At 41.2% G+C, this 12,553-nt stretch carries 14 protein-coding genes; 6 read left to right on the top strand and 8 right to left on the bottom strand.

Annotation, left to right across the window (positions count from 1 at the left end):
* Positions 1 to 81 precede the first annotated feature (81 nt).
* Complete coding sequence (locus tag CSV64_RS09825; protein ID WP_099634271.1) at positions 82 to 1,599, bottom strand: ABC transporter permease/substrate-binding protein; 1,518 nt, start codon at positions 1,597 to 1,599, stop codon at positions 82 to 84.
* A complete protein-coding gene (locus CSV64_RS09820) occupies positions 1,592 to 2,542 on the bottom strand; it encodes an ABC transporter ATP-binding protein (RefSeq protein ID WP_099634270.1) in 951 nt (316 codons plus the stop codon). The genes CSV64_RS09825 and CSV64_RS09820 overlap by 8 nt, the downstream gene beginning before the upstream one ends.
* Before the next feature lie 168 nt (positions 2,543 to 2,710).
* Here CSV64_RS09820 and CSV64_RS09815 point away from each other — a divergent pair, with 168 nt between their 5' ends.
* From CSV64_RS09815 to CSV64_RS09805, 3 genes are all read left to right on the top strand, one after another.
* A complete protein-coding gene (locus CSV64_RS09815) occupies positions 2,711 to 3,742 on the top strand; it encodes an ABC transporter permease (protein ID WP_099634269.1) in 1,032 nt (343 codons plus the stop codon).
* A 1-nt stretch (position 3,743) separates the two neighbouring features.
* Entirely contained in the window at positions 3,744 to 4,421 is a 678-nt protein-coding gene (locus tag CSV64_RS09810; RefSeq protein ID WP_099634268.1) for an ABC transporter ATP-binding protein, read from the top strand.
* A 171-nt stretch (positions 4,422 to 4,592) separates the two neighbouring features.
* On the top strand, positions 4,593 to 5,222 hold the full coding sequence (locus CSV64_RS09805) for an alpha/beta hydrolase (RefSeq protein ID WP_099634307.1): 630 nt from the start codon (positions 4,593 to 4,595) through the stop codon (positions 5,220 to 5,222).
* A 76-nt stretch (positions 5,223 to 5,298) separates the two neighbouring features.
* Here CSV64_RS09805 and CSV64_RS09800 read toward each other — a convergent pair whose 3' ends face one another.
* The 3 genes from CSV64_RS09800 to CSV64_RS09790 all read right to left on the bottom strand — a co-directional run bounded on the left by CSV64_RS09800 (position 5,299) and on the right by CSV64_RS09790 (position 6,927).
* Positions 5,299 to 6,210, bottom strand: coding sequence for an EamA family transporter (locus CSV64_RS09800; protein WP_369823516.1), 912 nt, complete (start codon positions 6,208 to 6,210; stop codon positions 5,299 to 5,301).
* 155 nt (positions 6,211 to 6,365) lie between these two features.
* Positions 6,366 to 6,605 (bottom strand): hypothetical protein, encoded by a 240-nt coding sequence (locus CSV64_RS09795; RefSeq protein WP_099634266.1) that lies wholly within the window; start codon positions 6,603 to 6,605, stop codon positions 6,366 to 6,368.
* A gap of 16 nt (positions 6,606 to 6,621) precedes the next feature.
* A complete protein-coding gene (locus CSV64_RS09790) occupies positions 6,622 to 6,927 on the bottom strand; it encodes a DUF3243 domain-containing protein (RefSeq protein ID WP_369823515.1) in 306 nt (101 codons plus the stop codon).
* 157 nt (positions 6,928 to 7,084) lie between these two features.
* Between CSV64_RS09790 and CSV64_RS09785 the strand changes: the two genes are divergently transcribed.
* Positions 7,085 to 7,555 carry a YflT domain-containing protein gene (locus CSV64_RS09785; protein ID WP_099634265.1) on the top strand — a complete coding sequence of 157 codons (471 nt, stop codon included), beginning with the start codon at positions 7,085 to 7,087 and terminating at the stop codon, positions 7,553 to 7,555.
* Positions 7,556 to 7,653: 98 nt separating this feature from the next.
* On the opposite strand, the gene CSV64_RS09780 is transcribed toward CSV64_RS09785, so the two are convergent.
* Both CSV64_RS09780 and CSV64_RS16970 read right to left on the bottom strand, forming a co-directional pair.
* Positions 7,654 to 7,863 (bottom strand): CsbD family protein, encoded by a 210-nt coding sequence (locus CSV64_RS09780; RefSeq protein ID WP_099634264.1) that lies wholly within the window; start codon positions 7,861 to 7,863, stop codon positions 7,654 to 7,656.
* 153 nt (positions 7,864 to 8,016) lie between these two features.
* Positions 8,017 to 8,139 (bottom strand): hypothetical protein, encoded by a 123-nt coding sequence (locus tag CSV64_RS16970; RefSeq protein WP_255397532.1) that lies wholly within the window; start codon positions 8,137 to 8,139, stop codon positions 8,017 to 8,019.
* 145 nt (positions 8,140 to 8,284) lie between these two features.
* On the opposite strand from CSV64_RS16970, the gene CSV64_RS09775 reads away from it, so the two are divergent.
* The gene (locus tag CSV64_RS09775) at positions 8,285 to 9,481 is read left to right on the top strand and encodes an MFS transporter (protein ID WP_099634263.1); all 1,197 of its coding nucleotides are present in this window, start codon (positions 8,285 to 8,287) and stop codon (positions 9,479 to 9,481) included.
* A gap of 48 nt (positions 9,482 to 9,529) precedes the next feature.
* On the opposite strand, the gene CSV64_RS09770 is transcribed toward CSV64_RS09775, so the two are convergent.
* The gene (locus tag CSV64_RS09770) at positions 9,530 to 11,179 is read right to left on the bottom strand and encodes an SLC13 family permease (RefSeq protein ID WP_099634262.1); all 1,650 of its coding nucleotides are present in this window, start codon (positions 11,177 to 11,179) and stop codon (positions 9,530 to 9,532) included.
* Between the two features lie 255 nt (positions 11,180 to 11,434).
* On the opposite strand from CSV64_RS09770, the gene CSV64_RS09765 reads away from it, so the two are divergent.
* Entirely contained in the window at positions 11,435 to 12,514 is a 1,080-nt protein-coding gene (locus CSV64_RS09765; protein ID WP_099634261.1) for an AI-2E family transporter, read from the top strand.
* Positions 12,515 to 12,553: the final 39 nt, after the last annotated feature.

The following is a 12,553-nucleotide window of genomic DNA, read 5'->3' as shown; positions in this document are numbered from 1 at the left end:
GCTCTATCATGCTCCGTAGGCGATCATACTGGTCGTATAACCGCTCAATACGTACGGCGGTCGGTCACGCCACCCACACGTTTACTCCAACAAACCTTGTTCTTTCAAAAATGCCTCTGCTACTTCTTTTGCGTTGGCACCTTCCGCATTTACTTGATAATTCATTTCACGCATCTCATCATCTGTCACGATTCCAGCGAGGCTGTTTAACGCATCCTCAAGCTCTGGATACTTTTTCAGCGTCTCTTTACGAAGTAATGGTGCGCCTTGATATGGAGGGAACAGTTCTTTGTCGTCTTCAAGAACGGACATTTCGTATTCTCGTAGTTCGCTATCTGTCGAATAGGCATCCATCAAATTGATCTCGCCTGCTTCTATTGCCTGATAGCGTAGCTTCGGTTCCATCGTTTGGATAGAAGGGAACGTGATGCCATAAAGCTTCTGGATGCCCAGGTATCCATCTTCACGGTCATTAAATTCGAGAGTGAAGCCTGCTTTCACGGCTTTCTCGACTGCGGCCAGATCAGATATTGTTTTCAGTCCGTACTCTTCTTGGAATGCTTTGGAGACAGCAAGTGTGTACGTATTATTGAAGGACATTGGTGTTAGGAGCGTCATAGTAAATTGTTCATCTAGTCCTTTTCGTGCTTGCTCATATACTTCATCACGATCATTGCTGACGGCTTGCTCTTTCAAGAATTCAGAAATAGCGGTACCCGTAAATTCAGGATACAAATCAATACTTCCCGATCTCAGGGCGTTGAAGACGAAGGACGTTTTACCGAGGCCCGGTTTTAATTCGACGGACAGATCGGTTTGGTCTTCGATTAGTAATTTATACATATTAATCAGAATTTCAGGTTCTGCGCCAAGCTTGGCTCCGATGACTATTTCATTTTTGGAGTTACCTCCTATAAATGGTGCCGCAATCATCAAGACAGCCGCAATAATGAAAATGGCAAATGCGGTAATAGCTTTTCTGAATGAAAGCCCTTCGAATATCTTTAATAGGAAATCAAAGAAGAGCGCAAGTAACGCTGCGGGTATAGCACCTAGTACGATTAGTGAAGGGTTATTGCGATCAATTCCAAGCAATATCAAATCACCTAGACCACCCGCGCCAATCAAAGCAGCTAATGTTGCGGTTCCAACGATTAATACCATCGATGTGCGGATACCGGCCATGATGATCGGCATCGCAAGCGGTAATTCAACTTTCATTAGCCGCTTTCGTGTATTCATTCCCATTGCAGTCGCTGCTTCTCGAAGTGAAGGGTCGACTTCTTTAATGCCCGTGTATGTATTGCGCAAAATGGGCAGCAATGCATAGACTACTAACGCAATAATAGCGGGTATTTTCCCTATACCGAATAACGGAATCAATAGACCGAGTAATGCGAGAGAAGGAATCGTCTGCAATACAGCGCTTGCACCAATGACAGATTCCGCTATTTTTCGCCGGTTTGTCAAATAGATTCCTAGTGGAACTGCGATGACCACCGCAATTAATAAGGAGATTAATGAAATCTGAATATGTTCGATCAGTGCTTCCAGTAATTGACCACGTCTGTTTTGAAAAACATCTAGAAAATTATTCATTAGACGTTCCTCCCTTGAGCGATTGCTCCGCTAGAAATTGTAGAATTCCTTTTCGGGTAACCATTCCAATGACTTGTCCATTTTGTTTAATCGCCACTTGATCTTCAGAAGCTAAGAACTGCAAGAGTGGGCCCCATTCAGAATCAATTGGGATTGCAAAAGCTAGCGAAAGATCTGTTGGAATCTCTTCTATATGATCCTTAATGGAAAATGTGCGTGCTGCAGCGGATGCTGTGAACTCGCGCACGAACGGTGAAGCAGGTTTAGTTAGGATCTCTTGTGGTGTTGCAATTTGTTCAATCTTGCCCTGATTCATAATGCAGACACGATCGCCTAGTTTAAATGCTTCCTGTAAATCATGTGTGACAAAGACAATAGTTTTTTGAATTCGATTTTGTAATTCTAGCAAATCATCTTGCAACTTTAGGCGACTGATTGGATCTAGTGCACTAAATGGCTCATCCATCAATAGAATGTCTGGGTCTGCAGCAAGTGCGCGCACGACACCGATCCGCTGTTGCTGACCGCCAGATAATTCATGCGGTTTACGCTTCCTGTACACTTGGGGATCTAACCCAACCATTTCAAGTAGTTCCGTTACGCGTGCACGGATGTCTTTCTTTTTCCACCCAACCAGTTCAGGAACAACTGCAATATTTTCCTCGATCGTCATATGCGGAAATAACGCAATCTGCTGTAACACATAACCGATTTGCCATCGGAGTTCATGGATCGGATAATCACTGATCCGCTTGCCATCGAGCCAAATTGTCCCTTTTGTCAGTGGGATCAATCGGTTAATCATCTTAAGTGTAGTTGTTTTACCACAACCACTTGGTCCGACTAGCACAAGAAACTCTCCACGTTCAATTTCTAAACTCACTGAATCTACGGCTAAACGTGACATGTCATAACTCTTAGTTACTTCATCAAAACGAATCATCAAAATCCCTCCTTCGTTATTACAATTTTCACATAGTGATAGAAAAATAGGAAGTCATATCTCTTTTAAAACAGAATGAAAAAAAGTGCATTGTAATGTATTGTTCATTCTCCGTTCATCTTCGCACGGTAAGATAAGAGTATAAAGAAAAACACGGAGGCAATCAATATGAAAATTGCATGGAAAGAAATGAAGAAAAACAAAACTAGATTCTTGATTCTTGGATCCATTATATTCCTCGTCAGCTTCTTGACATTTATTATTTCCGGACTGGCAAATGGACTATCCCAGGATAATGCAGCGCTTATTAAAGACTTACCGCAAGGGCAATTTTATTTAGATAAAGATGCAGATAAAACCTATAATCTTTCGAAAATTGATGAAGGAGTTCAGCAACAAATCCTAATAGACCATCCTGAAGCAACTGCATTTTCGGTTCAGATGGGATTCGTCAATGACGAGGACGATAAACAGCATAGTCTGGCATTCGTTACCTCTACTGATTCAGCGCTGTTCGAAAAGGTCAAAGAAGGTGAGATTGTTCTGGATCGTTCTTTACAAGAAGATGGAATTCAAGTGGGTGACGTCTTAACGAATAATCAATTCAGTGGAGAATTCATCGTTAAAGGATTTGTTGACCAGCAAAAGTATAGTCACGCACCCGTTGCTTTCATTGACATGACGAACTACCAGGAAATTTATCGAGTGATGGAAATGCAAACGATTTTCATACCAGGTAAAGATGCACCGACACTTAGTGCATTAGATTCTTTTTCAAATAAAGAATTCTTAAATGCCATTCCAAGTTACAATGCAGAGCAGATGTCATTAAATATGATCGTTTGGTTCTTGGTCATTATTAGCGGTATGCTATTTGCAATTTTCTTCTATATGATGAACGTTCAGAAAATCGGATTGTACGGCATATTGAAAGCAATCGGTATGAAGACGATATCATTATTTAAGATGATTTGGTATCAGATGCTAGTTATTACCGCTATTTCACTCGCGTTGTCGATTGCACTCAGCCAAGCATTTAGTTTGATTGCCCCTGAAGGCATGCCGTTCCACTTAACGATGGATACTGTATTGATGTTATCTGCAGTATTTATGGTGGTTGGTTTTATCGGTGCTACTATTTCAGGATTCCAAGTGAAAAATATTGAACCGCTTCAAGCGATTCAACAAGGAGAGATGTAATATGTCTGCCTTTATTATAGATGAAGTAAAGAAAACCTTCTCTAATGGAGAAGTTGAAGAAGAGATATTAAAAGGTGTGAATTTATCTTTAAAAGAAGGAGAAATAACCGCGCTGATCGGACCTTCAGGATCTGGTAAATCGACGATTCTAACTATCGCGGCAGGATTGCAAAAAGCATCCACCGGTGAAATTATGTTTGATGGAAAAGACATGACGAAGATGAGTCCGGAAGAGGTTCGCCATATTCGGGCGACAGACTTCGGATTTGTTTTTCAGTCATCTCACTTAGTTCCATTTTTGACGGTAGAAGAGCAACTGCAGTTGATGCTTGATGTATCAGAAACAAAAATGAGCAAAAAGGAACAGACTAATGCAATAGAAGAGATGTTGAAGTTAGTTGAAATGGAGCACCGCAAAGAGTCGTATCCTTCTTCCTTATCAGGAGGCGAGCGTCAACGTGTGGCGATTGCACGTGCAATCATCCATCGTCCAAAGATCTTATTTGCCGATGAACCTACTGCCAGTCTTGATACGAAACGCTCAAAAGGTGTGATGGAATTACTGCAGGAACTAACACGCACCTTAAAGTTGACGACATTGATGGTGACGCATGACGAAGAGATGCTACCGTATGTTGATCGGGTAATTACAATGCGGGATGGTTATATAGTGGAATAAAAGAGTTTACCAAACGCGTGATCAAATTAAAAATGGCATAATCAACTAGGATGAAGTATTAGCCAACCCAGAAATGAAACGAGCTGTTTAACACGTCTGTCGCATAAAGTGGCAGGCGCTTTTTTCTATGGTAAACTAGTGGCATAATGAAGAGAAAAGGGGAGAATGACTTTGAAATCACCATTTACTTTTACACATACAAAGCCAACGAATGCAGCAGAGAAACAATCTGCACTATTTTTACTTCATGGAATGGGGAGTCATGAAGGAGATTTACCACAACTAGTCAAAGACTTTAAAGATACCCATCATATTTTCAGTTTGAGAGGACCCATCGTTCATAAGCCAGGCTATGCATTTTTCACAATTGAAGAAGAAGGAAAGCCGGTTCGTGAAGTATTCGATAAAGTACTCGTCTACATCCAATCATTCATTCGCGAAGCCATCCAGGAGTATGATCTAGACCCCGAGCATTTGACGGTCATCGGTTTCAGCCAGGGAGCTGTACTTGCACAAGCATTGGGGGTAACGTTGATACCTTCACCCCATGGCGTAGTGGCACTTAGCGGGTACGTACCTGATTTCGTCAAGAATGAATACGCAATACAGTCTGTGGAAAATCAACATATATTCATTTCCCATGGTGACTATGATTACGTCATTCCATCCCAATCGGGAGTGGAAAGCAAGGAGTATTTCGAATCGCTCGGAGCAAATGTTACGTTTAAGACATATGCTGACGGACATGGCGTAACGCCAGAGAATCAGCAAGACTTGGTGACGTTTATACGTTCGCTATAATGATTTGGTCGGTATACAAAACAAACGAGACTTCACTAATCCAGTGAAGTCTCGTTTGTTTTATTCATTTTTCTGTTTACTCCGCTTGTCTTAACCGTAATCTCCTCTTTATCGCAAAACGTTGCAACATGGCAGGCCAAGTCATCCCGAATAACACTAGGAAAATGCCGAGAAACTGCAATAAAGTTAACCTTTCGCCAAGCAACAGCATCGAAGCGATAATCGCCACAGGCAACTCAACAGCACTTAAAATAGAAGACATACCCGCACCGACTTTCGGCACTCCGATTGAAAACAAGAAAATGGGCAGAACGATGCCGAACACACCTAAAATGGCACCATAAATCCATAAACCATCACCCAACATACCGTTCCATAAAATTTCTGGAGACTGGAAAAATGTAATAACAATGGCTGCGTAAAATGACATTAAGAACAACCGTGTCACTACATCCATCCCAGGCACTGGCTTCTGATTCGCTGTAACGAATGCCGCGAAACTAAAGGCGGCAGCAAGTCCCCACGCCCAACCTTGCCATGGAATCCCGCTTACATCGACGTCAATCAATCCAGCAGCTAAAATTGTTCCGCCGAATAGAAAGACAAGCGACACCACTTCAGATTGTTTGGGTAGACGCTTCGCTCCTATACATTCATACAGCATTCCGATCCATGTAAATTGAAAGAGTAATACGACCGCCAATGAAGCGGGCATGTATTCAACTGCTTTTCCATACACCGTTCCAGTAATCGCTGTGAGTAATCCTGCAATTAAGACTGGAAAACTTCCACGAAGTGTCGGGACGCCACGTTTAACTAAGATAAAAATAATAAGTGCTAATAGAAAACCTGTATAATATTGGCTCGTCACTGCCTCTGAAGCGGTGAAGCCATCTTGAATAGCTAATTTAATAATTGTTGATAAAATTCCGTAACTTGCAGCTCCAAATACAACGAGCAGCGGATACATCCAGGGTTTCATCCGCATAACCTCCATTTCCGTCGGATCATAGTATATCATGGAAATGAATATTCGGACTGCATAATAGTTTCTGCATTTCCCGGGAAATATCGACAAGCACTGCAAATAAACGGGGAAAAGCTGTACAGTGAAGTTTTCACTGTACAGCTTTTATCGGTAAATCAGTGGGGTGCACCATAGTCGTTAGACGAGCTACCGCCACTAAAACGAGGGGAGTGGTTGATTTTTTCTTTCATAAGATCTTTTCGCTGATCAGGTAAAGAAATGGAGTCGACTGTTTGCATATCTTCATGCAAATCGAACAAACTAACTGTATTGGTCTGTAGATTTTCAGGATGTGTCTGAATCAAACGATACGTATTCGGATGATATTTTGGGCTTGGGTTTTCTGTTGATGCCACGTCTTATCGCCTCCTATTATGCTTGGCGAACCATTTTCAGAAGCATATGTGCCAAAGAATGTTGCTCCTCTTTAGAGCCGGAATCCCACAATTCCTGTAATAAGTATTGCTCACGGTTTCTCGGTTCCTCATGGCGTGATAAGTAATTGGAAATAAATTCAGTTGTCTTCGCCAATTGTTCATTACTCAATCCAAGATTTTCACCCTTTTCCACCTTTTCGGCAAGATACCCTTTAAAATGATTGAAGTTCTGCAAAATCTGCTCTTTTTTTTCTCCGCCCATGTTTGAAGCTTCAGATTCCAGCTTCTTTTTTATATCCACTAATCAACCACTCCTTTTCACTGTGATACAAATAGCTTGTACAAGAAATGAAGAACTATGCATGGGAAGATACGGGCAAAGTATTTAGAATCATGTGTGAAGTCGTTCTTCAGTGGGTAGAAGTATAGCATAGTGTTCGTGAAAGGGAGGTGCGATAATGGCTAATAAACAATACGAGGGCACATTTCATTCAGTGGACAATGTCCTTTATAAAATAACTGAACTGGAAGCGAAAGGTTTTAAGAAACATCATATGTGTGCGGTCTCTAATGTGCGGGATGATCTAAAAGTATTGGAAAGTGATTCTGAAATTGAGTTAATTGGTATTCAGGAAGGATCGTTTTGGGATCATACGCGTCGTTTGTTCAATAGTAAAGATGAAATGCTGACGATCTTTATTAAAATGGGTTTTACAAAACAGGAATCCAAGACATTTTATAATGATTTAAAAGAAGGCGGGATCGCGTTGTTTGTCGATCAACTGACAGATGAAGAACGAGCGCGGTCCATAGATCCACATGATAGTGCTCAACAGCAAACAAACAGCGGAGAAAATCTGGATAGCAATTCGAATGAAGAAGGCAACCCTATTCCAAATAGTCCGCGAATAGGTACAGACCAGTTATGAAAAAGAAGGATCTCCCATCGTAATGGAAGATCCTTCTTTTTATATGCCTATATAAAACCAGCCTGCTGATTGAGCAACAGACTGGGTTATCCCACATATTATTTTCCTGGGTGTGCTTCGTCGTCGCTGAAGTGTTCTTTCGCTTCACCGATCTTTTCTTGTGCAGCGCCTTTTGCTTTGTCCCATTTACCTTCAGCTTGCATTTTAGTGTTGTCAGTTAAATCGCCTACGGTATCTTTTACGCTACCTTTAACTTTGTTGCCAATTCCTTTTAATTTATCTTCTGTACCGTGATCTTTGTTACTCATATTATCTCCTCCATTTCGTTTGTTAGTATATAAATACCCACTTTCAAAAAGAGAAAACATCTGAATTAATGTCGGAAAGATTACTAAGGGAATGAAAAACCGGAAACCTTCTAGAGGTTCCGGTTTTTTTCGGGTGTATGCAAATGATTGGCATTACGGATTACTGTTCATTCCTGAAAGGTTACTAATTTGCTCCATAAGTTTTTCCCGTGACTGCTTATTTCGCATGAGGTAAAGTGCACCAAGTCCGACAGCTGTCATCGCCATTTTGTTCATTTGTCTAACACCTCCAAATGGTAGGATGGCTTTTCAAACAAATAATATACAGAGAATTTTAATAAGTACTTTACTATTTCCTGTTAAACTTTTAGTGTAGTGATATAATTTCATTATTCACATTTTAGGGACTGGAAGTGTCATCATGAAGTTACAAGCAAAATCAACAATTCGCGAGCTTCGATTCTGGCGCATTGTCATTGGGCTAGGCATTGCATCAGTGCTAATCTTTGCCGCAATGTATGCTATACAGCCTTTGCTACCTATTTTAACAAAGCAATTTAATGTCTCAGTATCCACTGCCAGTTTAGCTATGTCCGTCAATACAATAGGTCTGATTTTCGGATTGGTGATTCTCGGGTTTTACTCTGACCGACTGGGCAGATCCGTTTTTGTGAAAATCTCTGTATTAGTCACGGCATTATTATTTATTCCTATGTTTTTGACGAGTTCTTTTACTATTATCCTTGTACTCCGTTTTATACAGGGTTTTGCGATGGCCGGTGTATTGGCTGCCGCACTCGCTTATATTAATGAAGAAATCAATGAGCGGGTAGTGAGCGTGGCAACTGCTCTGTATATTTCATTCAATGGCACAGGTGGAATGCTTGGTCGTTTTGTAACAGGTTATTTGGCAGAACGCTGGTCATGGGAACTGTCACTTCAACTCCTAACGATCATAGGCGTGGCGGTATTCATTTTCTTACTCTTCTTTTTGCCGAAATCCATTCACTTCGTGCCGAGTGTAGAGTCAATGAAGAAAGACATGGAAGGTTTCGGTATTCATTTAAAGAATCCAGCTTTGCTAATTGTCTTTGGACTTGGTATTGTACTGCAACTGAGCTTTACCGGTATGTGGACGTTTCTGCCTTTCCATTTGACGGCTTCACCATTTTCGATGACGCTTGATGAGGTATCTTACATCTACTTCGCTTATGCATTTGGCATTATTGGAGCACCGCTGGCTGGCTCCATTGCCAGTAAAGTAGGTATGAATCCTGTCCGTTTTGTTGGTGTTATTCTACTGGCAATCGGTTGCCTTCTAACTATTCCAACTACATTACCACTAATTATTATCGGTTATTGTGTGATCTGTCTCGGCTTTTTCTCTGCCCATTCTTTAACTGCGGCTTCTGTAAGTAAAGAAGCAACGCATCATAAAGGAAGTGCATCCAGCTTGTACCTCGTTTCTTATTATATTGGGATGGCGGCAGGAAGTACCCTTGTAACACCCATTTGGCAGTATTCTGGTTGGACAGGTCTCGCTATTTTTTCAGCGGTGGTGCCCGTAGTCTACGTACTGCTAATCCGATTACGACGCAGAGTGTTGAGTAAAGCATAGTAAATGAAAAACCAGATGCTCGGAATAAATCCTGGCATCTGGTTTGTTTTAGTCTTTAAATACTTCTGGAATGGTTTGTAAATCGATGCCCCATAGTAATGGAAGCAAGAAGTAAATACAAAGTGTTACTAGCACGACTCCGACTATATTCAGTGCGAAGCCGGCTTTTGCCATATCAGGAATCCGCAGATAACCTGATCCGAAAACGACCGCATTCGGCGGGGTGGCAACGGGTAGCATGAACGCACAAGATGCTGCTACACCTGCTGCAATCATCAATGCGTATGGATGGAAACCGAGTGCAAGTGCCAATGAAGCCATGATTGGATACATCATGGAAGCTGTTGCGGTATTCGATGTGATTTCCGTTAAGAAGATGACCAGTGTTGCCACGATTAAAATAATGACAATGAGCGGCACACCTTTCAATCCAATTAGCTGAGCTCCGATCCATTCAGACAGACCGCTGCTGACAAAGCCAGCTGCGATGGCCAGTCCACCACCAAATAGAAGTAAGATACCCCAAGGTAATTTAACTGCCGTATTCCAATCTAGCAAGTGATCACCTTTTTTATTGACAGACGGAATGATGAACAAAATCATCGCAAACACAATCGCAATGACACCGTCACTTAAGCCGTCAATAAATTTCGATAGGAAGAACGAGCGCGTAATCCATGAGAAAGCAGCTAATGCAAAGATGATGAAGACCATAATCTCTTCAATAGAAGGACGTCCAAGCAGTTTCTTTTCGTTATCGATGACTTCACGTCCACCGGGTAATGTTTTGACTGGGGATTTATAGATAATTTTCACTAAATACCACCAAGTTAGTAAGATGAATACCCACGCGAAAGGTACACCGAATAACATCCATTTGCCAAATGACAACTCGATGCCATAGATTTTATTGACAGCTCCTGCAAGCAGTGTATTCGGAGGAGTACCAATCAATGTTGCAACCCCGCCTAATGAAGCGGAGTAGGCAATACCGAGCATCAACGCTTTGCCGAAACCAAAGTTTTCTTTAGACGTATCGATAGAAGTATCGTCTTTCAAGGCAACCGATACTTGTGTAATGATCGCCAGACCGATCGGTACCATCATCATCGCGGTTGCGGTATTAGAAATCCACATAGACAGAAATCCGGTAGCTACCATAAATCCAAGAACAATTTTGTCCATATTTGTACCGATGGCAGAAATAATTGTTAGTGCAATTCGTCGATGTAAATTCCATTTTTCGAGTGCGAGTGCGATCATAAATCCACCCATAAATAAGAAAATCGTTTCATCTCCATAAGAAGATGCCGTGTCTTTCATTTCTAGGCCGCCTGTCATAGGGAACAGAACGAGTGGTAGTAAGGAAGCAACTGGAATTGGTATAGCTTCCGTAATCCACCAAACCGCAATCCATACGGTACTAGCTAAAATAGCGATACCGGCTGCAGATAAATCAGCAGGTTTGAAGAACAGTAAAATAAGGGAAAAGAGTAAAGGACCAAGTACTAGTCCAATGAGCTGTGTAGCTGAATAACTGCGAAAGTCTCTGCCTCCACCTTCGTGATTCACGCCGATCTTTTTTCCACCTTGTCCACCTTTTACCATTTCGGAAGAGTCGGGTGCAGTGAAAAAGCGGAAGACATCTTTAACTTGATCATGTAACGACCAAAGACGATTCCAAGTCTGTTGTAACATTAAGATCCCTTCCTTTCTACGTTTTATTTCTTGAAGAATTGTAATATATCAAGACAGAACCATTTTACCGAGTAATTTCGGCTAGGACAAGGGGAATTAAGACTTTTTCGCATAGTTAGACAATTATTGTTGCAATACAGTGTGAAAATAAAGAGGTATTGTATAGCAAAAGACCGAAAGAATTTTCGACACAAGTGATCCAACCTAGTATAATAAAGCTAACTATATAAATTAAAATAGAAGGGAAGTGAGCATTTGACGAAAAAGGTGTGGTTTCAGGTAGGTGTCGGTATATTGCTGGCATTGTTAATCACGAAATTCTTTTTAGAAGTAAATTATATCTTCAGACCAGTTGGTGTCATTTTACAAACGATAATCATGCCATTAATCTTCGGTGGACTGCTTTATTACATAACAGTACCGATCCAGCAATACTTGGAAAAGAAAAAGATGCCAAGATGGGGAAGTATTATAACGATTATGCTCATACTCGTAGCTGTTATTTGGATTTTAGTCGCAATCATTGGACCGATGGTGACAAAACAAGTGAATAATTTGGTAGATAATGGGCCAGCTCTCACCCATCAGCTAGAGCAGCTAAAAGATAAAGCGATTAATCAAAAAGATAATTTACCGGAAGGATTGCAGGAATCCTTGAATTCAGCAGTCGAATCCATTCAAACGTTCGCAGTAACATTTGGCAAATGGTTCGTACAATTTGTGCAGTCATTCGTACAAGCCGTAGCGTTATTGTTACTTGTACCATTCTTCTTCCTATTTATGTTGAAGGATCATGAAAAACTTGCTCCGAGAATTTACAATGTATTCTCCGGTAAGCGACGTATATGGGTAAAGAAGACGTTGGAAGATATTGATCAAGTTTTACGTTCTTATATTCAAGGACAATTACTCATCAGTGCTATTTTGGCAGTGATTATATTGATTGGTTACTCCATCATAGGACTTGAGTACGCGTTGCTACTGGCAATTCTTGCTTTGTTCATGAATATCATTCCGTTTATCGGGCCATGGATTGCGGTCGCTCCTGCTTTAGTTATTGCGTATTTACAGGAACCTAAATTAGTTATTTGGGTCGGAGTCGTTACGCTAGTCGCGCAGCAAATCGACAGTAATCTAATTACGCCGAACGTTATGGGGAAATCACTCGATATTCATCCACTAACGATTATTACGGTATTATTAGTGGCGGGAAGTCTTGCAGGATTCCTAGGGATTTTAGTAGCTGTGCCTGCCTATGCAGTCGGTAAAGTGATTGTGCAAAATATTTATGAAATGCGAAAAGAAATTAGTGAAGCCGCCACGAAGAATGTGTAGCGATAAAAATAACCTCCTAGTCTTTTGTCTAGGAGGTTT

The sequence above is a fragment of the Sporosarcina sp. P32b genome (assembly GCF_002743335.1).
GTDB lineage: Bacteria > Bacillota > Bacilli > Bacillales_A > Planococcaceae > Sporosarcina.
This window is presented reverse-complemented; position numbering and strand designations above follow the sequence as displayed.